Source organism: Massiliimicrobium timonense, from assembly GCF_002160865.1.
Lineage (GTDB): Bacteria > Bacillota_I > Bacilli_A > Erysipelotrichales > Coprobacillaceae > Allocoprobacillus.
In genome coordinates this window covers 59,891-82,767 of sequence record NZ_NFLJ01000008.1, presented here as the reverse complement: position 1 = coordinate 82,767, position 22,877 = coordinate 59,891, and the positions used below count along the sequence as shown (strand labels likewise).

The window sequence follows — 22,877 nt, the reverse complement described above, 5'->3', positions numbered from 1 at the left end:
CGTATAGGGACTTCATCAGGAATTTCTTTGATGAATCACGAATAAAGTACAAAAACGAAAAGAAACAGATGTGAATTATATAAAAAAACTTGATTTTCTGTTATTATCAATGTATAATAACGCATGTATTTGGTATTAGTAAAGGGGGGAAGTTCAATATGGCAAAAACTGTAGTAAGAGAAAATGAATCATTAGATGATGCATTACGTCGTTTTAAAAGACAAGTTTCTAGAACAGGTACCCTTGCAGAAGCTCGTAAAAGAGAATTTTATGTTAAGCCTGGTTTAAAACGTAAAATGAAATCAGAAGCTGCTAGAAAAAATAAAGGTAAACAAAGATAAGAAGAACTTTTGGTTCTTCTTTTTTGTTTGATATCATATATTCCACTGAGGTGGTATTGTGCTGGTTATTGATAAAGATAAAATTTGTATCTATGATTATCATGAGGTTTTAATGATGGACTGTCATCTGTTTAAAATTCAAATGCAAGGCTATGATTTGATTGTGAGAGGAAAGGATTTACAGATGTCCTATTATGATGAAAAAGAGATACGTTTATGTGGATATGTGAAAGTGATTGAATATGCTGAAAATGGGGTATGATTATTATTGTATTGATGAATCGTTAATTTATCATTTATTAATATTTGCAAGAGATCATAAACTTCAATTATCTCATTTTCAAAAACATGATCATCAATTTTATTTTTATTTACCAGTATATCAAAGATATTATTTCAAAAAATGGACATATCCCTATCATTATATAAAAACAGAAGGATTATTAAAATATATCTTTTTGTTATCAAGACAACACTTAAATTTTATAGGTGTGCTTTTTTTCTTCATAAGTTTATTTATGAGTTCTTATCTTATTTTTGATATTCAAATTGATGGAACATTACCTCAAGTGAATCAAAGTATCAAAGAAACTTTAGAAAAAGAAAATATTACTTTTTTAAAACCGCTTCAAAGCTATGAACATTTAAATGACTTATTATTACAATTGAAAGATTTATATAAAGATCAAATAGAATATATGAATATTTATCAGACAGGAAGTGTCTTTCATGTCGAATATACAAAACGTAAACAAGATCATATAAAAAAAGAAGATTATCGTAATCTATATGCCAGTCAAGATGGAATGATTCAATCATTGGATGTGAAAAGTGGAAATATTATGGTCAAGAAAAATGATTATGTCAAAAAGGGAGATTTATTAGTTGAAAATACAATTATTTCTACTCAAAATAAAACGAAGATTATTCCTGTTGAAGGACATGTTTATGCCTATACTTTTCATCAATATGAAGCCAGTGTCAAAGATTTGAAACAAGATCAAGGAGATGTCTTTTATCAATTATTGTTAAAGATTCGTAGTCAAATCCCTGCAGGAGCTCATATTGATAAAGAAAATGTTTTACAAATGACAAGAAATCGTAGTAAAATAACGTTAAAGATGCATTATACACTGATTGAAGATATTGCAGTTAAAGGAGAAAAGAATGAAGAAAATCTTAAAACTAGAAACATGCACGATGGATGAGATATCAAGACTTTTTGGTCGCCAAGAAGAAAACATACGTTTATTAGAAGAAGCAATGCAATGTGAACTTATTGTTCGTGGTGATGAAATCGTTATGGATAATACAGAAGAAAAGAATCAGCAGGTTGAAGATATGATTCGTACTTTACTGGCACTTGTCAAGCAGGGAAAGACAATTAGTCAAAGAGATATTATGTATTCTTTGAATCTGGCTAAAAATCATCAATTAAATATGATTGATGAACTTTACCAAATCAAAATTGCACGCACAACAAATGGAAAATTGATTTATCCTAAAACTCTAGGTCAAAAAGAATATTATCAGGCATTAAAACATAATGATGTTGTTTTTGGAATAGGACCGGCAGGAACTGGAAAAACATATTTAGCTGTTGTTTTTGCTGTACAGGCCTTAAAAAATAATGAAGTTCAAAAAATTATTTTAACAAGACCAGCTGTTGAAGCAGGTGAAAGCTTAGGATTTTTGCCTGGAGATTTAAAAGAGAAAGTAGACCCATATTTAAGACCGCTTTATGATGCATTATATGATATGCTTGGGCAGGAAAAAACAGAGCGTTATATTGAAAAAGGGATTATTGAAATTGCTCCATTAGCTTATATGCGTGGACGTACATTAGAGGATGCTTATGTGATCTTAGACGAAGCTCAAAATACGACTGATGCACAAATGAAAATGTTTTTAACAAGACTTGGTTTTCATTCTAAAATGATTATTACTGGTGATATTACACAAATCGATTTACCTAAAGGTGTTGTCAGTGGTTTAAAGAAAGCTTTGCATATATTAAAGGATGTTAAGGGTATTCGTTTTGTATATTTAACAGCCTTAGATGTTGTCAGACATCCTGTTGTTCAAAGAATTATTGAACGTTATGAAAATGATGAAAAGAATCATGATGATATAAACTGTTGATGATGTGCAACAGTTTTTTTATTTAGAAAGAAAATGATAGGTAAATGCAATGAATATGTTATAATGAGTATAAGTTAAAGATATATTTAGGAAAGAAGGAAAAATATGGCAAAATCTATAGTATTTATTGTTGTTTTAATGCTTGCTGTTATTTGCTTTTTTATTTCTTTTTTACATTGGAGAGAAAAAGGCTTTTTATTGAACAATACATATATTTTTGCGTCAAAACAAGAAAAAGAGAAAATGAATAAAACTCCACATTATAGACAATCTGCAATTGTTTTTAGTGGTTTATCGTTAGTGTTATTATTGATTGCTATTGATATAATACTAGAAACAGAATGGTTAATATGGATAATACGACTACTTGAGATGAGTTTTATTGTTTGGGCTATTGGCTCTTTTATAAAAAAGTTTTTTATAGATAATGATAAATAGGATGATTTATATGAAATTATTAAATAAAATAAAAAAGAAGATTGATAAGAAAGAAAATATATCAAAAGCAAAGAAATCTTCTAAAAGAAAAACATTGATTAAAGATTTTGATGAGATTGTAAAAAGAGGTAATGAAGAAGAAATTAAAAATGTTTTTAAAAAATGTGATATTAATGCTTATGGAGGTTATGACAAAACAAATGCATTGTCTTTTGAATTATCTGAAAATTTAATGAGATGGTTAGTTGAAAATGGAGCAAATATTGAATATGAAGATAGATTTGGAAAACATCCACTTCATCATCAAGTCATTAACCCTCATGGACATCCTGAATATTTAATTCAACTAAGAGCAAATATAGAAGCTACTGATTCATGGGGAAATACCCCGTTATTTTATGCAACTTGTTTTTTTCGAATTGATCATATGAAGATACTGGTTGAATCAGGAGCAAGGGTTAATGCTTTAAATAGTAATGGAGAAACACCTTTATTAAAAGCAATGAAATATACGAAAAATGGAAATATTCCCGATTTGGTAAAAATCGTTCATTATTTATTAGAACATGGAGCTAGATTAACACGTAAAGAAAAAGAAGAAGTAAAAAGGATAGGAGAAGACTTTGAATGGTTTAGAGATTGTATTTCTAAGGATAGTATAGGTGAGATTGAAGAAAATTTGATGGAATTATATCGATTGTTTAAAGTTGAACCAGTTCCTAAAAGGATTATCTATGATGGGAAATCTAAAATCAGAGTTAAAGCCAAACAATGGCAAGATCAGCATGAAGAATTATGGAAATTGCTTGTTCCAACTTTAGGTCACGCATCTACTATTCAAGGAGAGGTTATTAGAATTTCAGGGAAACTCTCATATGAAATTAATCATAATGGCCGAATAAATTGGAATAAAGAATTTAAGAAAATGGCGGATTCATTACTAACATACTGTCGTTGTGGACATCAACTCTCACAAATAGAAATAGGAGAATTGAAAAAAATAGTTCACAATATCAATCATATTCAGGAAGATGATTTGGATAAGTTGACGCAATTATGTGTCAAATGGGTTCTTTTGAATCCATATCCTTTATCATTAGATCATGTCGATTATAATCGATAAAAATACTTTACAAACATAAAAAGAATATGTTAGTAGGTTAGTAAGAAAAGAAAGGAAGTGGGTATAGTGAATAAACATGATTTTTTTGATATCATTATGACAAAATGTGCTTGGTCTAAACAAGGGAATGATGAAAAAGTTTTAGCACCTTTAATAAAATTTTTATCTCAACAAGAAGACGATGAAATCTTTATGTTTGAGGATATAATGACAGATTTGTTGTATCAATTAGATACCCTTCAAAATTTCAAGATAGCTAAGAAATATTATCATCATAATGCTGATACTTTCCTATATTCTCGTTGTGTTGCTCTAATAAATGGTGAAAAATACTATATAAATGTAAAACAAGGAAAAAACAAAGATTTATGGACAAAGGAATTTGAATCCCTTCTGTATGTTCCTAAAAGAGCATGGAAAATGAAACATCATAAATCTTTAGAATATTATCCTCATCTTCCAGCAATATCATATGAAACTGGAAGTAATAAGGATGGATGGGAAAAAAGGATTTCTCTAACGAGATTGAAAAGAATTATACAAAATAAATCTATCAAAAATTTTATGTAAAAAAGAATAATAGTGAATAGAAGGGATGTTTATGAGATTATCAACAACTTATATCTGTGTGAAAGATGTTGAAAAATCGTTACAATTTTATAAGTTCTTTTTACAAAAAGAACCTTTATATCAAAATGATAACAGATGGATTGTTTTTGACTGTGGCAATTTATTAGCACTTTATAATAGGAAATATGATGAGGAACTTATCAAAGAATCTCATGATATTCATTTTAATCAAGCTTATATTGATAATTTTTTTAATGAAGATAAGTATAAAAAGAATAATATTGTCGTTTTTAATTTTGAAGTTAATGATTTAAAAAGTGAATATCAAAGAATAAAGTCATTAGGAATTGGAGAAGTTTCTCAAATAATGTATGTGAATGTACATATGCCTTATTATTATTTTGATGTGATTGATCCAGATGGTAACATTTTAGAAGTGACAGGTCACTATGAAGGAGATGACACAATATGGGATTAATAGATAAGTTAAAAAAGAAAAAAACAGATCATATGTATTTGTATACGGATAAAGAACTGGATGAATATGAAAAATATATTGAAGAAACATTTGGTAACTACCAAGAAGTGTTTCATGAGATTGTATCTACTGATATTCATTTAGATATAATTATTGTCCCTCCCACAAATGAACAACCTTATTATAAATTAATTACAATGGGCATGGGAGCTTATCAAATGAATGTTCCAGATAGATTAAAACAATATGAGTTAGAAAGAGCAGAGCTGGTTTTATATCTTCCTGCGACATGGGATATTAACTCAAGCCAAGAAGAAGATTATTGGCCTATAAGACAATTAAAAATTTTAGCGCGTTTGCCAATAGAATGTCATACATGGCTTGGCTATGGACATACTGTATCTTCTGATGAGGATAATACACCTTATGCAAGTAACACACAATTTTGTAGTATGATGTTAGTGGATGTTTATGATAAAGAGGGGCATGATTTGGATTTAAGAATGAAGACAAAAGGCAAAATTAATTTTTATCAGTTGTTTCCTCTTTATCAAGAAGAATTAGAATTTAAACAAAAACATAATGCTGAAACTTTGTTGAATTTGTTTGATGATGAAGATTTGATTCCGATCGTTAATATTCATAGAAGAAATTATGGTTGAGATTGTAAGTCATTATAAAAATATATATGCATTTATGATGAAGTATAAGCATTTTTAAAGTTATTCATTTTTATAAGTTTCTTAGAGGAGAAGAGTATAATGATAATAAGAGAAGTCCATGATCATAAAAAACAGTATTTATCTTTATTGTTGTTGGCAGATGAACAAGAAGATATGATTGATCGTTATATTAATCAAGGAATAATGTATGTGTTAGAGGACCATTGTGTCAAAGGAGAATGTGTTGTTGTTGATGTTGGTCATGGAATACTTGAAATAAAAAATCTTGCTATATTGCCAAAATATCAAGGATTAGGGTATGGTAAATTTTTGATTGATTATATCGCTGAAAAATATAAAGAAAAGTATTCTTTATTACAGGTGGGAACTGGCGATAGTCCTTTGACAATTCCGTTTTATAAAAAATGTGGTTTTACGTATTCACATAAGATTGAAAAATTTTTTATTGATTATTATGATCATCCAATATTCGAAATGGGAGTACAGTTGAAAGATATGATTTATTTACAAAGAAAACTATAAAAATAATATTTTGATGTAATGATAAGATATAAAATCTAAAAATAGTGATGCTGATTGTCGGTGTTTTAACAGTTATAAAAAAAGAGAAAATGACTGATGAGAAATTAATCAAGACAAATCCATTATAAAGCACTTCTTGTTGGAACGTTAATTGGGCCTTTGATTGGCTTATATCTTTATAATATTGATATTTTATAAAAACAGATATATTTTTAATATGAAGATATAGTCCTTTTCAATAGTATAAACACATATAATAAAAGTGATCAGTGACCACTTTTATTTTTGTTTAAGATAATGTTTTAAGACTTTTAAATGAGCAGTAGAAACAGGAATCTGGGAAATATCTTCTAAATGATACATCGTATTGTAAGGATGAGAAAGAGTAAAATGATAAATATGCATATGCCAAGTACGATGGGTAAAGACATGTTTGACTTGTCCGTGATAAGAAACCAATGATAAAGGAAGATGATATTGTTTTTCAAATTCTTCCATGAAGCGATAAGGACTTTCTAATTCATATTGAATAAAGCCATATAAATTTTCTAATAATCCAGCAGGATTTTGAATCATCAGATATTGATCTTGATAAGTGATAATGCCTGTTATGTAATTCAGTTCTTTATGTTTTATATTTTTGATAGAAATGGGTAATACTTTTTGTTGTCCTATTTCCTTTGCTTTACAAAAAGCAGCAATGGGACAATTTTGGCATTGAGGATTGAGAGGACGACAAATTGTTGCGCCTAAATCCATTAATCCTTGATTAAAAGATGAAGCATCATAGCCAATCAATAATTCACTTACAATTTGAGAAATCTTTTTTTGTGTTTTTGTAAGAGCAATATTATCTGTCAAAGCATATAATCGAGAGATAATTCTTAAAACATTGCCATCAATGGCTGGTGTAGACATGCCATAAGCAATAGAACAGATTGCACCAGCAGTATAAGGTCCAATTCCTTTTAAATTTAAAATATCTTTATAGGTTGCAGGAAATTGTCCATGAAAGTTTTCGCAAATGAATTGTGCTGTTTCATGAATATGCTTAGCACGACGATAATAACCAAGCCCTTCCCATAATTTATAGACATCTTCCAGTGATGCTTTCGCAAGTTTATCTATTGTATCAAATGTTTCAATAAAGCGTGTATAATATGGAATCACAGCTTCGGTTGTTGTTTGCTGTAACATAATCTCACTAATCCAGATATAATAAGGATTCTTTGTTTCACGCCAAGGGAAATGCCGATGGTTTTTATTGTACCATGTTATTAAATTGTTTTGTATATTCTTTTGCATCAAATCACCATGCGTATTATACTATAAAATATCTAAAAATGAAAAGCATGTGATAAGTGGAATGTGAAAGTTTAAAAAGGAATAAACTTCTTTTACGGATATTTGAAAGATATTGATTATCAATGATTGTTGTTTGTATATTTTGAAAAAATATGAGAAATGCGAGAAGACAATTAAAAAAATTGTACTTATCTCAAAAAAGTGATAAGATAGAAGAAAGAAAGGAGCAAGACTATGAAACTCATAATTGCAATTGTAAATAATGATGATAGTAATTCAGTTCAAACAGCATTAACTGAAGGTGGTTTCTTTGTAACAAAGTTAGCGACATCTGGTGGTTTTTTAAAGAAAGGGAATACAACTTTCTTTATTGGAACAAATGATGATAAGGTAGATCCAGCACTTGAGATTATTAAAGCTCATGCAAGAAAACGTGTGGAAAAAGAACCAACAGTTCCACCTACTGAAATGGGAGAATTCTTTACACCAATCATGGTAGATGTACTTGTTGGTGGAGCAACTGTTTTTGTTGTAGACGTTGATCGTTTTGAAAAAATTTAAAAAACAGCTTTGGCTGTTTTTTATTTGTAAAGGAGTATAAAGTGAAATTAAGAATATTAAGAGGACATGAAATTAAAGAAGCTATAAAAAGAATAGATGATCAAATCGTATTAGATTTGTTGATGGATTCTTATCAGAAAAATCTATTTTTTATTGGGGCCTTTGAAGATGATATGATTGGGGCTATTGGGATTTCTCATTTTCAAGAGATTGCTTATCTTTGGGTTGAAAAAAATGATCATCAAAAAGAGATTGCTTCAAAGTTAATTCGTATGAGTCTGACATTAACGCAGGATGATTTATACGTATCATTTTCAACACAATGGGATGATGTCTATGAAGATTTGGGATTTCAAAAACAAATAGATTTAAAGCGATGGATTTATCATCACTCTGTTCATAAGCGTTTTACTTCTTATGGGCAGGTTCATGATTTTATTGCCAGCCAAAAACAACGTGTTTACGCTTTAGATAATTTTAAACGCTTTATGAAAGATATGGGTAATCCTCAAACATTATTAAAATCTATTCATATAGGTGGAACAAATGGGAAGGGGTCCACAACAAATTATATTCGTTCAGTATTACAAAAGGCAGGATATAAGGTTGCAACTTTTACATCCCCGGTACTTGTAACAAGATTGGAAATTATGCGTATTAATAATCAGCATATTCAAGAAGATGAAATGATGATTTATGCGAATAGATATATGGATTTATGGTTGCAGTATGAATTGTCCATGTTTGAAATAGAAGTTTTTATTGCGATTATGTTTTTTATAAGACATCGTGTAGATTTTTCGATTTTTGAAGTTGGGCTTGGTGGCGAATTGGATGCAACAAACATCATCTATCCTATGATTTGTGCCAATACAAATATTGGTTTGGATCATATTGAATATCTTGGTGATACTTATGAAAAAATTGCTCGTACAAAAGCAGGGATTGTTAAAGAGGGGATTCCTTATGTTACAGGTGAAAAAAAACAAGACTGTTTAGATGTTTTTAAAGAAATCTGTCAGTTGCATCATAGTCCATTGATTCAAGTACAGGATATTCAAAATATTCAAGATCATGAAGAATATCTGACATATGATTATCGACAATATCATATCACTTTACAGACAAGTGCCATTTATCAATGTCAAAATAGTGCTTTAGCAATTGAAATCTTATTATATTTAAAAGAATATGGTTATTTGGCTTTTGATGATAAACAGTTGTTAGATGGTTTAAAAGAAGCTGTCTGGGCAGGACGCTTTGAAATTGTGAGTCATCATCCGTTGATGATTATTGATGGTGCTCATAATCTAGAAGGAATGGAAGCTTTTTATCAATCAGCCTGTAAGTACAAAAATATTAAAATTATTTTTAGTGCTTTAAAAGATAAAGATACTCATGCTATGATGGAATGTTTGCTTAAGTTGACCAATGATATTACTGTTTGTGAATTTGACTTTTATCGTGCGCAGACGGTTGAAAAACTAGCTGAGGATTTTCCAGTTAAAATTCAAAAAGATTGGCATCAAGCGATTGATGAAGCTTTTTTGCATCAAGGTGTTGTCTTTATTACAGGTTCTCTTTATTTTCTGGCACAAGTTAGACCATATATTTTACAACATCAAAAAAATACAAGAAAGAGTTGAGTTTTCGTAAAGAGTATGATATTATCCATTAGGAAAGTCGGTCGGGAAAATCTTTTCCTGACTTTTCTTTTGAATGACATTGACCTTGATTTTGTCGGATGAAGGTGAATGTGTAAGAGTAGATGAAAGAGAGGTTTATATGCAACAAAAAACTTTTTATGATTTAGGATTATCAAAACTGGTTTTACAGGGAATTGAAATGATGGGATATGTGATGCCTTCACCGATTCAAGAAAAAGCCATACCTGTTTTATTAGAAGGAAAAGATATCATTGGACAGGCACAAACAGGAACAGGAAAAACATTGGCTTTTGGTAGTGTTTTGCTTTCATGTATTGAAAAAAGTCAACAAGGTGTTCAGGCGTTAATTTTATCGCCAACACGTGAATTGGCCTTACAGATTGACGAAGAATTAAGACGTATTGGTAAATATACACGTTTATCAATTGTGAGTGTTTATGGTGGAAGTGAAATTGAAAAACAGATTCGTGCTTTAAAAAAAGGAGCAGATATTGTTGTAGGAACACCGGGTCGTGTGCTGGATTTGATGCGTCGTAAAGCGTTACGTTTAGATCATGTCAACTGGCTTGTTTTGGATGAAGCAGATGAAATGTTAAATATGGGATTCATTGATGATATTGAAACAATCTTGCAGACTGTTCCAGAACAAAGACATACCGTATTGTTTTCAGCAACGATGCCAAGTGATATTAAAAAAATTGCAAGTTTCTACATGAAAGAAGACTATCAGCATATTCAGATTAAAGCTAAGACAATGACAGCCTCAACTGTTTCACAATATTATTTTGAAACGAAAGTGAATCGTCGTTTTGAAGTTCTATGCCGTATTTTAGATTCTCGTGAAATGGATAATACCATTATCTTTTGTAAAACAAAACGCTCAGTTGATGAAGTTGTTGCTGCTATGCAACAAAAACATTATAATGTAGAAGCGATGCATGGTGATTTATCACAGAATCAAAGAATGAATACATTAAGAAGATTTAAAAATGGGCAGATTCAATATCTGGTTGCGACAGATGTGGCTGCAAGAGGAATTGATGTGGATAATATATCACATGTGATTAATTATGAATTGCCTCAAGAGGAAGAACTTTATATTCATCGTATTGGAAGAACTGGACGTGCAAACAAAAAGGGTGAAGCTTATTCTATTGTGACAGCTCGTGAAAAGAATTTCTTAAAAGCCATTGAAAAGCATACAAACAGTCATATTGAAAAATTAGAGATACCGGCGATTGAAGATATTTTTGATCAGAAAATCAAAGAACTTTTGTTTGATGTTCAGGATACTGTTCTCAAAGGAAATTTGGAACCGTTCAAGAAAATTGTGAAAGATATTCCTGCACATATGAGAAATGATGTAATGGCTGCATTGCTGGCAATGTGTTATTCAAAACGTGTGGGTTATAATTATCAGGATATTAAGGACATACATAAAAATGAGCAACGTCTTTTTATGAGTGTAGGTTCAATGGATAAGGTTAATGTTAAGGATATTATTGATTTCTTTTTGCGTTATGCCCAAATCTCTAAAAAAGATATAGGTGAGATTACAATTAAAAGGAAATTCAGTTTTGCCAATTTAACGCCAGAAGCTTCTCAAAAGGTATTAGATTATTGTTATAATCAAAAAATAAAAGGAAGACGTGTACGTCTGGAATTGGCACAGGAAGAATAAAAAAGAATGATGAGTTCAAATGAATTTATGATAGAGTGGAGAAACCTAAAAATTGGATTCTCCACTTTTTTAAAATTCGCTCATTTTTTTGTTGAATGTAAGCACTCACATAGTGTATAATATGAAAAGTAGTAACAAAGGAGGAAGTTATATGAAAAAATATGTCTACTTATTTAGTGAAGGAAATAAAGACATGCGTAACTTACTTGGTGGTAAAGGGGCTAACTTAGCAGAAATGACAAATATTGGTTTGCCTGTACCTCAAGGATTTACTGTGACAACAGAAGCCTGCACTAAATATTATGAAGACGGGAAAGTGATTACTAAAGAAATCGAAGACCAAGTTTATGAAAAACTTGCTGAACTAGAAAAAATTACAGGAAAAACAATGGGAGATGCACATAATCCATTACTTGTTTCTGTACGTTCTGGAGCAAGAGCTTCTATGCCTGGTATGATGGATACAGTTTTAAATTTAGGAATGAACGATGAAGTGGCTAAAGGATTTACTGAAGTGACTCAAAATCCTCGTTTTGTTTATGATAGCTATCGTCGTTTTATTCAAATGTTTGCTGATGTTGTTATGGGATTCCCAAAAAGCTCATTTGAACATATGTTTGATAAAGTTAAAGAAGAAAAAGGTGTTGAATTTGATACTGATTTAACAGCTGATGATTTAAAAGAAGTTGTTGAAATCTATAAAAATGAATACAAAAAACATGCTGGAGTAGATTTCCCTCAAGATCCAAAAGTACAAATGATGGAAGCTATTAAAGCCGTGTTTAGATCATGGAATAATGATCGTGCGATTACTTATAGACGTTTAAATGATATTCCAGGAAGCTGGGGAACAGCTGTTAACGTTCAAGAAATGGTTTATGGTAACCGTGGTGAAACTTCTGGTACAGGTGTTGCTTTTACAAGAAACCCTGCTACAGGAGAAAAGAAATTATATGGTGAATACTTGATGAACGCTCAAGGTGAAGACGTTGTTGCTGGTATTCGTACACCTCAAACAATTGATACTTTAAAAGAAGTTATGCCAGAATGTTATGATCAATTCGTAAAAATCAATAAAATTCTTGAAGATCATTACAAAGATATGCAAGATATGGAATTTACAATTGAAGATGGTAAATTATTTATGCTTCAAACACGTAATGGTAAAAGAACAGCTGCTGCTGCTTTAAAGATTGCTGTTGATCTTGTTAATGAAGGTATGATTACTAAGGAAGAAGCTTTATTAAAAGTTGAACCTAAACAATTAGATCAATTATTACATCCAAACTTTGATGATGTATCATTACGTTGTGCACAAGTTGTAGCTACTGGTTTAGCTGCTTCTCCAGGTGCCGCTACTGGTCGTATCTATTTTACTGCTGAAGATGTTATTGAAGCATCAAAGAATGGTGTTCAAGATATCTTATTAGTTCGTCTTGAAACTTCACCTGAAGATATTGAAGGTATGAATATTGCTCATGGTATCTTGACAATTCGTGGTGGTATGACATCACATGCTGCAGTTGTTGCCAGAGGTATGGGAACTTGCTGCGTTTGTGGATGTGGTTCATTAAAGATTGACGAAGAAAATAAAATTTTAACTACACCTGATGGTAAACAATATCATGAAGGTGATTATATGTCATTAGACGGAAGCACTGGTAATGTTTATGGTGAACAAATTAAAACTGTTGAACCAGAAATTAGTGGTGATTTCGAAACATTCATGGAATGGGCTGACGAAGTACGTAAATTACAAGTTCGTACAAATGCTGATACACCTAGAGATGCTTTACAAGCTCGTAAATTTGGTGCAGAAGGTATTGGTCTTTGTAGAACAGAACATATGTTCTTTGAAGAAGAAAGAATTTTCAATTTTAGACGTATGATTACTGCTGAAACTGAAGAAGCAAGACGAGAAGCACTTGAAAAGATTTTACCTTATCAAAGAAGTGACTTTAAAGAATTATTTAAAGCTATGGAAATTTATCCAGTAACTATTCGTTTCTTGGATCCACCTTTACATGAATTCTTACCTCATACTGATGAAGAAATCAGACCACTTGCTGAAAGCTTAGGAATGACTTTTGAAGCTTTAAAAGCACGTGTTGAATCATTAAAAGAATTCAACCCAATGATGGGACACAGAGGTTGTCGTTTAGCTGTAACTTATCCAGAAATTGCTGAAATGCAAACAAGAGCTGTTATTGAAGCTGCTATTGCAGTGAATAGAGAAGGGCAAAATGTTGTTCCTGAAATCATGATCCCTCTTGTTGGAGATGTTCATGAATTAAAATATGTAAAGAAAATTGTTTGTGATACAGCAGATAAGATTATCGCTGAAGCAGGTGTAGAATTACCTTACAAAGTAGGTACTATGATTGAAATTCCTAGAGCTGCTTTAACTGCTGATAAGATTGCTGAAGAAGCTGAATTCTTTAGCTTTGGTACAAATGACTTAACTCAGATGACTTATGGATTCAGCCGTGATGATGCTGCTAAATTCTTAGGTGATTACTATAGTAAACAAATCTTTGAATCTGATCCATTCGCTAAAGTTGACCAAGAAGGTGTTGGTGAATTGATGAGAATTGCTATTGAAAAAGGTAAGAAAACACGCCCAGATATCAAACTTGGAATCTGTGGTGAACATGGTGGAGAAGCAAGTACAGTTGAATTCTGTCATAAATTAGGATTAACTTATGTTTCATGTTCTCCATTCCGTGTACCATTAGCACGTTTAGCTGCTGCACAAGCTGCTGTTAAAGAAAAAATGGGAATTGAATAATTTTCTTATAAAGGGTATGATTGATTATCATACCTTTTTTTATCGACGGATGTGTTTAACTATGGTATAATATTTTCAAAGTGCAGGTGGTTTTATGAAAATACAGTTGAATTTAGATAGCTTAGCTGTTCTTTTATTTTGTGGAGATTTAGTTGTAGATAATACTGCTGCTTTAACACAGGATGAATGGCTGAATGTTGAACGAAAATTAAAAAGTTCATCAAGAAAAACGCCATCTAAATTATTTGGTATGAATAAAGATACATTGATTGATATATTGGGAATAGAAGAATACATTGCCTATAAAATGATAGCACGTTTAACGACAATTAATGATCTTCTTTTTGCTTTAGCGAATTTAGAAAATGAAGGTATATCTCTCACAACGAAATATGAAGATAATTATCCTAAAATATTAACATCTAAACTCAAAAAAAGAGCACCTTTATATCTTTATTATGTTGGTGATTTATCCATTACAGAAAATCATATGGTATCCGTTGTAGGACCACAGGAACTTGAAAAAAGATTAAATACTTATACAAAGAATATTGTGACAAAGATTTATGATGAAGAAAAAGTTCTGGTTGCTAATGGGACAAAGGGGACAGATGCCTATGCTTTAAAAACATTTTTAAATTTAGGTGGTCAAGCTATATGTTTTGTAAGTGATCATATGTTTGATAAGAAAAAGTCTTATTCAAAACATATTAAAGAAGGACGTTTATTGTTGTTGAGTGCTGTTGATCCATTTGCATATTTTAATGTAACGAATGCTTTGGATCGTAATATTTATGTGTGTGGTTTGAGTGATGTTCAAATTATTACAGCGACACATATTAATAGTGGGGCTGTCTGGTTTACAACGATTCAAAATTTCCATTATCATTGGACAAAACAAATGGTTTTAGATGATAGTCGTTATGGTGGAAATATTCGTTTATTGGAAATGGGAGCTATTAAAATAAGTTATGATGATATTTTATCATTATTAACACTTGATCAGATTATTGAAAAGAATGAAGTTGTAAAGGAGGCAGAAGAAATTCTGATAGATCAGATGTCTATCTATGAGTTTTTAGATGAATAGTATGTTAAATCGTTTTCTATGGAAATATAAAAGTTTTCCTATTACCATTTCGTTAATATGTTTATGTATATTGGTTTATGCAATGAGTTTTGTTTGGTTTGGTGAAGAAATGAATGCATTAGAAGGATTGTATTTTGGTGGATTTAATCCAGTTTATATACAGCTATCGCATGAATATTATCGCTTGTTGTCCGCAAACTTTATTCATTTTGGCATTCTTCATTTAGCAGTGAACTGTTATTCATTATATGGACTGGGATTGTTTATTGAAAAATCATTGGGTTTAAAAAAATATTTGATTTTGATTTTAGTTAGTGCTTTGACAACAACAGGTTTACCTTATTTATTTTATCTCATCACTGGTTATGGCGCAAATGTTGTAAGTGGAGGTATCAGTGGTGTGATTTTTGGATTAATTGGTGCTTTAGGAGCATTGGCACTGCGCTATAAATATATTTATATGGATATTTTTAAGCAGTTGGCACCTAATATTATTTTAATGCTTATAATTTCTTTTATTATACCATCTATTTCACTTTCTGGGCATTTAGCTGGACTTATTGGTGGTTTTGTTTGTACATATATTTTATTGATGATCAAACATCAAAAACATCTTATACATTAACAGGAGGGTTTTATGTCATTTCAAGATAAATATAAAGAATATAAAGAAAGACAGGAAGCAAAAAAGTATTTTCGTTCTAATAATGATCAATTTCTTGACAGTACACAGTGGAGTAAAGTTATTGGGATTGGACTATTGACAGCGATTGCGGCTGGGGTTGTTTTAGGAATTGTTATTCACTCTTTGCATATCACTTCATCGCTCTTTTATGTGGTATGTGCTATTGTTGTTTCAAGTGCTGTGACAAAAATTTCTCAAATTCATTCATCACAAATGGCTATATTAAGTGTCATTTTAACTGTATTTTGTTATGTTATAGGTGAAATGACTATGATTTATCTTCCATTGCATGAATTAGGTGTGAGTCTACCGTTGACTTCTTTTTTAGATATTTTTGTCATGAGTGTGCGTAGTTTGATTGTCGGTGATTTGTTTACAACAATTGTTGCACTTATTGGATTATTTATTGCTTATGCTTCAGCAAAGTAAAAACCCGAATTTTTCGGGTTTTTAACATTTTGAAGGAAAATCAGGTTGATAATATTTTTGAACATATTCTTCATAAAGTTCTCTAAATCTTTCATAATGAACAATTTCACGTTGTCGTAAGAAAGATAATGGAGCAAGTAAATCAGGATCACGTGTTTGGTTCATCAAGTTTTCATAAACGGCTCTGGCTTTTTGTTCAGCAGCACAATCTTCCGCTAAATCAGCAACAGGATCACCAGTTGATGAAAAGACCATAGCATTAAATGGAACACCATTGGCATCATTAGGGAATAAAGCACAGCCATGCTCAGTATAATAACTTTGTAAACCAGCAGCTTTAATTTCTTCCATTGTTGCTCCCTGTGTTAATTGATAAACCATTGTTGATACCATTTCCATATGTCCAAGTTCTTCAGTACCAATATCGGTTAATAATGCTTTTCCTTTTTCATCAGGCATTGTATAACGTTGTGTAATGTAACGTGTTGAAGCAGCAAGTTCACCATTAGGACCACCAAATTGTGTAATGATGAATTTGGCCATAGATAAGTCTTTATTTTTAATAGAAATAGGATATTGTAATTTCTTACTATAAATCCACATTTTTAAACCTCCTTAATCTTTTTGATATTCCCAAGGCCAAGGACCTTGTATCCATTCAAATGGGATTTTGTTTTGAGTATTTTGTACTTCTAAAGGACCATATTTCTTTTCAAATGCATTTTGGCTTTGTTTTGCCTTTTGAATGTATTGTTCATATAGTTGAATCATTTTTTCATCATGAGGATGTGTATCTAAATAGAGATTGATTTCATGTGCTACAAAATAATACATCTGAACTTCTAATAATGCTTGTTGACGTGCATTTTCAGGTTGTAGACAATAATTAGAAAATCCCTGATAAGACATATAGAGATCTTTAAATAAATTACCTAATGAAATAGCTTCCTGTGGATCAAAAAGAACAGGTTGACATTGTCTTGTTTGATTTGACATATAAAATGGTGAAAAACAGTTTTTATCTTCTTGAAAAAAATTCATATAAACCTCCTTCCATCATAACATATGATTTGATTTATGAAATGATAAGGACACATGTTTATTTTCAGTTCATATTTTGTTTTTATAATAAAATAGAAAGGTGGCTGGTTTTATGAAAGTTCAAGTTGTTTATACAACGCATTGTAAAGATGCAAAACTTTTAGCAGAAGACATGGCAAGATATGCACGAACTTATGCCAAACCAATAACGGATTTTTCTTTTCAGGAAGACATTGATCTTTTGGTTATTGGATTTGAAGAATATCCATGTTTAAAAGATAAAGAATTGGAAAATTTTATATGTCAGCTATCTCGTCAACATATTCGTAATTTGGCATTATTTAACTTATTTTGTTTTAAAAGCAAAGAAATGGAAAAAATCATTCAATTATGTTTAAAACAAGACTTGCCATTAATGAGAGAAACATATTCTTGTAAGAAATCATTTAAAACAAAACATCATCTAGATGATGATATCATCTCTGGTGGTCGTGTCTATATTGAAGATATGGTAAACATCTGTAATCATTATTATTGAGCTATCTATGGAATAGCTTTTTTTTGTATTTTATTTATGATACAATATCTTTCATAAAAGGGGGAATATAAATGTCAAAGAAATATCAATTTGAAACATTGCAGATACATGCAGGACAAAAACCTGATCCTGTAACAAAAGCAACAGGGGTACCACTTTATTTATCTAATGCTTTTACATTTGATAGTGCTGATCAAGCAAAAAATATTTTTGCTTTAGAGGAAGGTGGTTATTTTTATTCACGTTTATCTAATCCAACAGTAGATGTTCTTCAACAAAGAATGGCTGCTTTAGATGGAGGTGTAGGAGCGATTGCTTTTGCTTCTGGAACAGCAGCTATAATGGGGTTGATCATGACTGTCTGTCAAAGTGGTGATGAAATTATTGCAGCCAACAATTTATATGGGGGAACGATTGGTTCATTATCTGGAACAATGCAAGGAATGGGATTTACTTCTCACTTTGTTAATCCTCGTGATTTAAAGACAATGGAATCATTGATTAATGAGAAAACAAAAATGATTTTTGTTGAATCTGTAGGTAATCCTAATGGAGATATGTTAGATTTTGATGCTATTAGTGAGATATGTCATCGTCATCATATATTGTTTGTTGTAGATAATACGACACCAACACCTTATTTATTTAGACCTATTGAACATGGAGCGGATTTGGTTGTTTATTCCACAACAAAATATATTGCTGGACATGGTAATGTCATGGGTGGAATTATTGTAGACAGTGGAAATTTTGACTGGCATAATGAAAGATATCCATTAATGACAACACCGGATAAAGCATATCATGATATTGTTTATGCTGATTTAGGGAAAAGTGCTTTTTGTACGAAAGCTGTCGCAAAAACATTGCGTGATTTAGGTGGGTGTATGTCACCATTTAATGCTTATATGACTTTGCTTGGATTAGAAACATTATCATTACGTATGGATAGACATGTTGAAAACTCAAGAAAAATTGCTGAATTTTTACAGAATCATGAAAAAGTAGAATGGGTGAGTTATGCTGAATTAGAAGGTCATAGTTCATATGAATTGTGTCAAAAATATTTTCCAAAAGGATTTGGAGGTTTGTTTACTTTTGGTGTGAAAGGTGGACTAGAGGCTGGTAAGTCTGTTATTAATCATATCCAGTTATTTACCCATGTCACAAATTTTGCTGATTCAAGAAGTTTATTAACACATCCTGCTTCAACAACACATGCACAAATGAGTGAGGAAGAAAGACTGGCTGGTGGTGTTCAACAAGGAACAATTCGTATTTCTGTAGGGTTAGAAAATGTTGAAGATTTGATTGATGATTTAAATCAGGCGTTTGAACAAATTGATTAATAAAAAAGAATTATGATTTATAGTGAATCATAATTCTTTTTTGATATTTAAGATATGTTTATACAAAAAAGATTTCCATAATTTTGGAAATCATTTGAAAAGATAATATATCATTTTATTCTACAATCATCGCATTAGCAATCGGTGCTTTAGGATTGTTTTTATTAATGTGATCGTAGAATAGAACACCATCAAAGTGATCAAGTTCGTGCTGTAGACAGATTGATAAGAAACCTCTTGCGACAATTGTCACATCTTGATGGGTTAAAACATCATAACCCTTTACAGTAACTTTAGCATGTCTTGGAACATAGCCTTCTCTTTCTTCGTTGACACTTAAGCATCCTTCACCATCTTTTAAATAGGACTGTTTTTCTGTATATGATACAATTTTAGGGTTAACAAGAGCATAGTCATCTGCTTTTTTTATATTTCCATCGTGATCATATGTCAAAACATGAATAGCACACATTCTTTTTAAAACACCTAATTGTACAGCTGCAATACCGACTGCTGGACGTAACTGATATTTTTCAGAAATGTCTTCATCCTGTGAATTGACAAGAAACTCGTGCATGTCCAGCAATAATTGTTCATCTTCCTGACTTAATGGCATCGCCACAGGTTGAGAAATTTCACGGATTAAAGGATGATGATCATCAATAATATCTTTCATTAAAATCATGTTGTTAATCACCTCGCCAAGTATTGTATCATAAACAATAAAAATATGCTAGAAATCTAGCATATTTTTTAGATTAACAGATTTTTGTGCAACCACAGATAATAAGCAATAAGAAGACAACTAATACAATTGCAAACCAAGTACATCCATTACCATAACCAAAACCACCACAACCAGTTGTCATGACAGGATAGCTATTACAGCATCCACTGCAACCAAATGGATTACATCCAAATGTTGGCATAAAGCTATTGCAGCCACATCCTCCATAATTATAACAAGAGTTCATTCAAATCCCTCCTTTCACTTTAATCTATTCTTTATTTACAAATTTGCTAGTGTTTCTACCCAATTCTTATTTTATTTTTAATTCATATCATGTATAATATGAAAAAAGATAGGAAGTGAAGAAGATGTACGATTATCCATTAAGTCCATTTTGGGATACACAGGATATTATTGATGTTATGGCATTGTATAACGCTGTAGAAAAAGCGTATGAAGAAGGTATCTCTAAAGATGATTTTATGAAGTGTTATCGTCAATATATAAAAGTTGTTGATTCTAAGAGTGAACAAAAACAAATTGATGCTGCTTTTGAAAAAGTTTCTCATTATTCTATATATCAAGTTTTTCAAAAAGCAAAAGATCATGATTGGATTGACATGCGATGATAAATTTATTAAAAAGAATTTTTAAAAGACGTGGTGTTGATAAGACTGTTTATTTTTGTGTGGTTATTTTAACGATATATGGGATTGTGATGATTGGAAGTGCATCAGTTGGACAATCTGCAAAAATGGGAGCCATGTATGCTTCTATGAATATGATTAAACAGACCATCTTTGTACTGGTAGGCTTTGGCATCATGATTTTTTTAACACGCTGTTTTAAAAAAAGCTGGGTTGAAGCCAATTCAACGTGGGTATATTATGGTATTGGATTAGTGTTAATGCTGGTTTGTTTATTTTTTGAAGATGGAAAAGGTTCTCATGCATGGATTCGCTTAGGTCCTTTTTCCTTGCAACCAGCAGAGTTTATGAAGATTATTATGATTCTTTTCCTTTCTTTCCATTTTGGAGAAATAGAAGAATATTGTCAGATTCCTCGAAATATTACTCGTCATAAAAGAGAGGAACTTCAAAAGCGTAAAGCATGGTATTGTGTGTTTAGACCCATCATTGCGATTTTTGTTGTCTTTTTCGTAGGTGTTTTTTTACAAAAGGATATGGGGAGTTCTTTGATTTTAGCTTTTATTTGTATGATGTTGTTTTTTATTACCCCTCGACCTTATTACTCTAAGTATAAGAAAGCTTCGCTTGTTTTATTAGCTGTTGGAATCATTTTTGTTTGTTTAACAGCGACCTTTATTTTAAAACCTTATCAGTTAGGGCGTATTTATACATGGTTGAATCCTTTAGGAGATATTGAGGGAGATGGCTGGCAGTTAACTAACGCATTGATTGCCTTTGCTTCTGGAGGTTTGTTTGGTAAAGGTTTTGGAGCATCAACCCAAAAATATGGATATATTCCAGAATCACATAATGATTTTATTGTAGCTATTATATATGAGGAATTAGGTTTGGCCGGTTTTCTGTTGTTTTTAATTCCTTATATCATTATTATATATAAGATGTTTCATTATGGTTTAAGAATTAAAGATACCAAAAGTAAATTAATTCTTTATGGTGTAGGGCTGTACTTTTTTACCCATCTATTAGTCAATGTAGGTGGAGTTTCGGGGTTTATTCCTATGACTGGTGTTCCGTTGCTGTTGATTTCTTCAGGGGGTTCATCAACTTTAGCAGCTATGATGGGGTTAGGTATTGCACAATCTCTCATTGCAAGATATAATCGAGATCTTTTAAAAGAACAGATGGAGTAGTTTTGCATATCTTATTATGGGTGAGATATATGCAAATAGATGATTTTAAGGCTTTTGTGAAAACAATTCCAGCTATCAGAGAAGAAGTTGCTAATGGACATTATACATGGCAGCAGCTTTATGAATTTTATGTTTTATATGGTGAAGATGATCCAATGTGGGATACTTATAAGAAAAGTCATATGGATTTAACTGGAATGCTTGATATTTTAAAGAATATTGATTTGGATGCATTGTCTAAAAGTTTTGAAGGATTACAGAAAATTTTAAATTTAGTCAGTACCTTTGTTGTAAAGGAACAACCAAAGACACAAAATAGACAGTGGTATGATGATTGATGAGTCATTACGTCAATACTTAAGAATGCATCCCAAATGGTATCTGATTTTATCACGATATCCTCAAGAGTTTCCTGCTCTTATTCAGCAATATAAGATTGAAAATAAAATGACTTTCGCTGATCGTATTGAAAGAGTGGGAACATTATTACAGATGTTAGATATGTTATTATAGGTGAAAGTTATGTATGAAAAGATTGATGCATTAATTGAAGCAATTATGAAAACAGATGAGTTTATTCGCTATCAAGAGGCTGTAAGTCAGCTCTATCAAAGTCAGACGATGGCCTTGTTATCAAGATATCAGACGTTAATGGAAGATTATTTAAAAATGAGAGATTATTCTGTTGATGTTGGACAAGCTGAAGTAAAAAAACAGTTACAGGAAGTTTATCAGGAAATGAATCAGCATTCTGATATACAAAATTATTATCACTCTTATCATCAATTGAATGATTTATTAGAAGAAGTGACACAGGTAGTTTTTCAAGATATTAGTTGTGATTTAAAAATAGAACGTTATCAGTTATGAGGTAGA

At 31.1% G+C, this 22,877-nt stretch carries 29 protein-coding genes; 24 read left to right on the top strand and 5 right to left on the bottom strand.

The window, feature by feature from the left end; translation table 11 throughout:
• Positions 1–158: 158 nt before the first annotated feature.
• The 10 genes from rpsU (at position 159) to B5E75_RS04085 (ending at position 6,297) form a co-directional block, all read left to right on the top strand.
• Positions 159–341 carry a 30S ribosomal protein S21 gene (gene rpsU / locus B5E75_RS04130; RefSeq protein WP_087245930.1) on the top strand — a complete coding sequence of 61 codons (183 nt, stop codon included), beginning with the start codon at positions 159–161 and terminating at the stop codon, positions 339–341.
• A gap of 58 nt (positions 342–399) precedes the next feature.
• Positions 400–603 carry a YabP/YqfC family sporulation protein gene (locus B5E75_RS04125; protein WP_087357520.1) on the top strand — a complete coding sequence of 68 codons (204 nt, stop codon included), beginning with the start codon at positions 400–402 and terminating at the stop codon, positions 601–603.
• Positions 584–1,549, top strand: a complete 966-nt coding sequence (locus B5E75_RS04120) for a sporulation protein YqfD (protein WP_087357519.1) — start codon at positions 584–586, stop codon at positions 1,547–1,549. Before B5E75_RS04125 ends, B5E75_RS04120 begins: the two co-directional genes overlap by 20 nt.
• Positions 1,509–2,483 (top strand): PhoH family protein, encoded by a 975-nt coding sequence (locus tag B5E75_RS04115; RefSeq protein ID WP_087357518.1) that lies wholly within the window; start codon positions 1,509–1,511, stop codon positions 2,481–2,483. The genes B5E75_RS04120 and B5E75_RS04115 overlap by 41 nt, the downstream gene beginning before the upstream one ends.
• 105 nt (positions 2,484–2,588) lie before the next feature.
• Positions 2,589–2,921: a DUF3784 domain-containing protein gene (locus B5E75_RS04110; protein WP_087357517.1), complete on the top strand. Its 333-nt coding sequence runs from the start codon at positions 2,589–2,591 to the stop codon at positions 2,919–2,921.
• A 10-nt stretch (positions 2,922–2,931) separates the two neighbouring features.
• On the top strand, positions 2,932–4,044 hold the full coding sequence (locus B5E75_RS04105) for an ankyrin repeat domain-containing protein (RefSeq protein WP_087357516.1): 1,113 nt from the start codon (positions 2,932–2,934) through the stop codon (positions 4,042–4,044).
• A gap of 66 nt (positions 4,045–4,110) precedes the next feature.
• Positions 4,111–4,614 carry a DUF4240 domain-containing protein gene (locus B5E75_RS04100; RefSeq protein ID WP_087357515.1) on the top strand — a complete coding sequence of 168 codons (504 nt, stop codon included), beginning with the start codon at positions 4,111–4,113 and terminating at the stop codon, positions 4,612–4,614.
• Positions 4,615–4,645: 31 nt separating this feature from the next.
• Positions 4,646–5,092 (top strand): VOC family protein, encoded by a 447-nt coding sequence (locus B5E75_RS04095; protein ID WP_087357514.1) that lies wholly within the window; start codon positions 4,646–4,648, stop codon positions 5,090–5,092.
• Positions 5,083–5,754, top strand: coding sequence for a suppressor of fused domain protein (locus tag B5E75_RS04090; protein WP_087357513.1), 672 nt, complete (start codon positions 5,083–5,085; stop codon positions 5,752–5,754). The genes B5E75_RS04095 and B5E75_RS04090 overlap by 10 nt, the downstream gene beginning before the upstream one ends.
• Positions 5,755–5,853: 99 nt before the next feature.
• Positions 5,854–6,297, top strand: coding sequence for a GNAT family N-acetyltransferase (locus tag B5E75_RS04085; RefSeq protein ID WP_087357512.1), 444 nt, complete (start codon positions 5,854–5,856; stop codon positions 6,295–6,297).
• A 279-nt stretch (positions 6,298–6,576) separates the two neighbouring features.
• Here the strand turns inward: B5E75_RS04085 and mutY are convergent, their stop codons facing one another.
• Positions 6,577–7,602, bottom strand: a complete 1,026-nt coding sequence (mutY, locus tag B5E75_RS04080; protein ID WP_087357511.1) for an A/G-specific adenine glycosylase — start codon at positions 7,600–7,602, stop codon at positions 6,577–6,579.
• A 234-nt stretch (positions 7,603–7,836) separates the two neighbouring features.
• Between mutY and B5E75_RS04075 the strand changes: the two genes are divergently transcribed.
• From B5E75_RS04075 to B5E75_RS04045, 7 genes are all read left to right on the top strand, one after another.
• Entirely contained in the window at positions 7,837–8,163 is a 327-nt protein-coding gene (locus tag B5E75_RS04075) for a cyclic-di-AMP receptor (RefSeq protein ID WP_087357510.1), read from the top strand.
• Between the two features lie 41 nt (positions 8,164–8,204).
• Positions 8,205–9,809: a bifunctional folylpolyglutamate synthase/dihydrofolate synthase gene (locus B5E75_RS04070; RefSeq protein ID WP_087357509.1), complete on the top strand. Its 1,605-nt coding sequence runs from the start codon at positions 8,205–8,207 to the stop codon at positions 9,807–9,809.
• A gap of 139 nt (positions 9,810–9,948) precedes the next feature.
• Positions 9,949–11,511, top strand: coding sequence for a DEAD/DEAH box helicase (locus B5E75_RS04065; protein WP_087357508.1), 1,563 nt, complete (start codon positions 9,949–9,951; stop codon positions 11,509–11,511).
• A gap of 151 nt (positions 11,512–11,662) precedes the next feature.
• Positions 11,663–14,299: a pyruvate, phosphate dikinase gene (gene ppdK / locus B5E75_RS04060; RefSeq protein WP_087357507.1), complete on the top strand. Its 2,637-nt coding sequence runs from the start codon at positions 11,663–11,665 to the stop codon at positions 14,297–14,299.
• Positions 14,300–14,393: 94 nt separating this feature from the next.
• Positions 14,394–15,389 (top strand): DNA-processing protein DprA, encoded by a 996-nt coding sequence (locus B5E75_RS04055; RefSeq protein ID WP_087357506.1) that lies wholly within the window; start codon positions 14,394–14,396, stop codon positions 15,387–15,389.
• Positions 15,382–16,014 (top strand): rhomboid family intramembrane serine protease, encoded by a 633-nt coding sequence (locus B5E75_RS04050; RefSeq protein ID WP_211964264.1) that lies wholly within the window; start codon positions 15,382–15,384, stop codon positions 16,012–16,014. The genes B5E75_RS04055 and B5E75_RS04050 overlap by 8 nt, the downstream gene beginning before the upstream one ends.
• Before the next feature lie 12 nt (positions 16,015–16,026).
• Positions 16,027–16,503, top strand: a complete 477-nt coding sequence (locus tag B5E75_RS04045; RefSeq protein ID WP_087357505.1) for a hypothetical protein — start codon at positions 16,027–16,029, stop codon at positions 16,501–16,503.
• A gap of 21 nt (positions 16,504–16,524) precedes the next feature.
• On the opposite strand, the gene B5E75_RS04040 is transcribed toward B5E75_RS04045, so the two are convergent.
• Entirely contained in the window at positions 16,525–17,106 is a 582-nt protein-coding gene (locus B5E75_RS04040) for a manganese catalase family protein (RefSeq protein ID WP_087245736.1), read from the bottom strand.
• 12 nt (positions 17,107–17,118) lie between these two features.
• Positions 17,119–17,544, bottom strand: a complete 426-nt coding sequence (locus B5E75_RS04035; protein ID WP_241146618.1) for a spore coat protein CotJB — start codon at positions 17,542–17,544, stop codon at positions 17,119–17,121.
• A 112-nt stretch (positions 17,545–17,656) separates the two neighbouring features.
• On the opposite strand from B5E75_RS04035, the gene B5E75_RS04030 reads away from it, so the two are divergent.
• Together B5E75_RS04030 and B5E75_RS04025 are read left to right on the top strand one after the other, a co-directional pair.
• Positions 17,657–18,082, top strand: coding sequence for a hypothetical protein (locus tag B5E75_RS04030; protein WP_087296625.1), 426 nt, complete (start codon positions 17,657–17,659; stop codon positions 18,080–18,082).
• A gap of 71 nt (positions 18,083–18,153) precedes the next feature.
• Complete coding sequence (locus B5E75_RS04025) at positions 18,154–19,431, top strand: O-acetylhomoserine aminocarboxypropyltransferase/cysteine synthase family protein (protein ID WP_087357504.1); 1,278 nt, start codon at positions 18,154–18,156, stop codon at positions 19,429–19,431.
• Between the two features lie 115 nt (positions 19,432–19,546).
• On the opposite strand, the gene def is transcribed toward B5E75_RS04025, so the two are convergent.
• Both def and B5E75_RS14820 read right to left on the bottom strand, forming a co-directional pair.
• Positions 19,547–20,116: a peptide deformylase gene (gene def / locus B5E75_RS04020; RefSeq protein WP_087357503.1), complete on the bottom strand. Its 570-nt coding sequence runs from the start codon at positions 20,114–20,116 to the stop codon at positions 19,547–19,549.
• A gap of 73 nt (positions 20,117–20,189) precedes the next feature.
• Complete coding sequence (locus B5E75_RS14820) at positions 20,190–20,405, bottom strand: hypothetical protein (RefSeq protein ID WP_087357502.1); 216 nt, start codon at positions 20,403–20,405, stop codon at positions 20,190–20,192.
• A gap of 124 nt (positions 20,406–20,529) precedes the next feature.
• Between B5E75_RS14820 and B5E75_RS04010 the strand changes: the two genes are divergently transcribed.
• Genes B5E75_RS04010 through B5E75_RS03990 form a run of 5 tightly spaced genes read left to right on the top strand, consistent with a single transcriptional unit; the run spans position 20,530 to position 22,871 of the window.
• A complete protein-coding gene (locus B5E75_RS04010) occupies positions 20,530–20,790 on the top strand; it encodes a UPF0223 family protein (RefSeq protein ID WP_087357501.1) in 261 nt (86 codons plus the stop codon).
• Positions 20,787–22,001: an FtsW/RodA/SpoVE family cell cycle protein gene (locus B5E75_RS04005; protein WP_087357500.1), complete on the top strand. Its 1,215-nt coding sequence runs from the start codon at positions 20,787–20,789 to the stop codon at positions 21,999–22,001. Before B5E75_RS04010 ends, B5E75_RS04005 begins: the two co-directional genes overlap by 4 nt.
• A 29-nt stretch (positions 22,002–22,030) precedes the next feature.
• Positions 22,031–22,339 (top strand): spore coat protein YlbD, encoded by a 309-nt coding sequence (gene ylbD, locus B5E75_RS04000; protein ID WP_206413960.1) that lies wholly within the window; start codon positions 22,031–22,033, stop codon positions 22,337–22,339.
• Positions 22,329–22,514 carry a YlbE-like family protein gene (locus B5E75_RS03995; protein WP_087357499.1) on the top strand — a complete coding sequence of 62 codons (186 nt, stop codon included), beginning with the start codon at positions 22,329–22,331 and terminating at the stop codon, positions 22,512–22,514. Before ylbD ends, B5E75_RS03995 begins: the two co-directional genes overlap by 11 nt.
• Before the next feature lie 9 nt (positions 22,515–22,523).
• Positions 22,524–22,871 carry a YlbF/YmcA family competence regulator gene (locus B5E75_RS03990; protein ID WP_087357498.1) on the top strand — a complete coding sequence of 116 codons (348 nt, stop codon included), beginning with the start codon at positions 22,524–22,526 and terminating at the stop codon, positions 22,869–22,871.
• Positions 22,872–22,877 lie beyond the last annotated feature (6 nt).

What these genes read in the sequence shown, in the direction of transcription:
- B5E75_RS04010 (WP_087357501.1), top strand. Translation starts at nt 20,530, where the DNA reads ATGTACGATTATCCATTAAGTCCATTTTGGGATACACAGGATATTATT.
- B5E75_RS04040 (WP_087245736.1), bottom strand. Translation starts at nt 17,106, where the DNA reads ATGTGGATTTATAGTAAGAAATTACAATATCCTATTTCTATTAAAAAT.
- B5E75_RS14820 (WP_087357502.1), bottom strand. Translation starts at nt 20,405, where the DNA reads ATGAACTCTTGTTATAATTATGGAGGATGTGGCTGCAATAGCTTTATG.
- B5E75_RS03990 (WP_087357498.1), top strand. Translation starts at nt 22,524, where the DNA reads ATGTATGAAAAGATTGATGCATTAATTGAAGCAATTATGAAAACAGAT.
- B5E75_RS03995 (WP_087357499.1), top strand. Translation starts at nt 22,329, where the DNA reads ATGATGATTGATGAGTCATTACGTCAATACTTAAGAATGCATCCCAAA.
- B5E75_RS04030 (WP_087296625.1), top strand. Translation starts at nt 17,657, where the DNA reads ATGAAAGTTCAAGTTGTTTATACAACGCATTGTAAAGATGCAAAACTT.
- ylbD (WP_206413960.1), top strand. Translation starts at nt 22,031, where the DNA reads ATGCAAATAGATGATTTTAAGGCTTTTGTGAAAACAATTCCAGCTATC.
- B5E75_RS04005 (WP_087357500.1), top strand. Translation starts at nt 20,787, where the DNA reads ATGATAAATTTATTAAAAAGAATTTTTAAAAGACGTGGTGTTGATAAG.
- B5E75_RS04045 (WP_087357505.1), top strand. Translation starts at nt 16,027, where the DNA reads ATGTCATTTCAAGATAAATATAAAGAATATAAAGAAAGACAGGAAGCA.
- B5E75_RS04085 (WP_087357512.1), top strand. Translation starts at nt 5,854, where the DNA reads ATGATAATAAGAGAAGTCCATGATCATAAAAAACAGTATTTATCTTTA.
- B5E75_RS04095 (WP_087357514.1), top strand. Translation starts at nt 4,646, where the DNA reads ATGAGATTATCAACAACTTATATCTGTGTGAAAGATGTTGAAAAATCG.
- ppdK (WP_087357507.1), top strand. Translation starts at nt 11,663, where the DNA reads ATGAAAAAATATGTCTACTTATTTAGTGAAGGAAATAAAGACATGCGT.
- B5E75_RS04065 (WP_087357508.1), top strand. Translation starts at nt 9,949, where the DNA reads ATGCAACAAAAAACTTTTTATGATTTAGGATTATCAAAACTGGTTTTA.
- B5E75_RS04115 (WP_087357518.1), top strand. Translation starts at nt 1,509, where the DNA reads ATGAAGAAAATCTTAAAACTAGAAACATGCACGATGGATGAGATATCA.
- B5E75_RS04120 (WP_087357519.1), top strand. Translation starts at nt 584, where the DNA reads ATGCTGAAAATGGGGTATGATTATTATTGTATTGATGAATCGTTAATT.
- mutY (WP_087357511.1), bottom strand. Translation starts at nt 7,602, where the DNA reads ATGCAAAAGAATATACAAAACAATTTAATAACATGGTACAATAAAAAC.
- B5E75_RS04105 (WP_087357516.1), top strand. Translation starts at nt 2,932, where the DNA reads ATGAAATTATTAAATAAAATAAAAAAGAAGATTGATAAGAAAGAAAAT.
- B5E75_RS04110 (WP_087357517.1), top strand. Translation starts at nt 2,589, where the DNA reads ATGGCAAAATCTATAGTATTTATTGTTGTTTTAATGCTTGCTGTTATT.
- B5E75_RS04050 (WP_211964264.1), top strand. Translation starts at nt 15,382, where the DNA reads ATGAATAGTATGTTAAATCGTTTTCTATGGAAATATAAAAGTTTTCCT.
- B5E75_RS04090 (WP_087357513.1), top strand. Translation starts at nt 5,083, where the DNA reads ATGGGATTAATAGATAAGTTAAAAAAGAAAAAAACAGATCATATGTAT.
- B5E75_RS04025 (WP_087357504.1), top strand. Translation starts at nt 18,154, where the DNA reads ATGTCAAAGAAATATCAATTTGAAACATTGCAGATACATGCAGGACAA.
- B5E75_RS04075 (WP_087357510.1), top strand. Translation starts at nt 7,837, where the DNA reads ATGAAACTCATAATTGCAATTGTAAATAATGATGATAGTAATTCAGTT.
- rpsU (WP_087245930.1), top strand. Translation starts at nt 159, where the DNA reads ATGGCAAAAACTGTAGTAAGAGAAAATGAATCATTAGATGATGCATTA.
- B5E75_RS04055 (WP_087357506.1), top strand. Translation starts at nt 14,394, where the DNA reads ATGAAAATACAGTTGAATTTAGATAGCTTAGCTGTTCTTTTATTTTGT.
- def (WP_087357503.1), bottom strand. Translation starts at nt 20,116, where the DNA reads ATGATTTTAATGAAAGATATTATTGATGATCATCATCCTTTAATCCGT.
- B5E75_RS04035 (WP_241146618.1), bottom strand. Translation starts at nt 17,544, where the DNA reads ATGAATTTTTTTCAAGAAGATAAAAACTGTTTTTCACCATTTTATATG.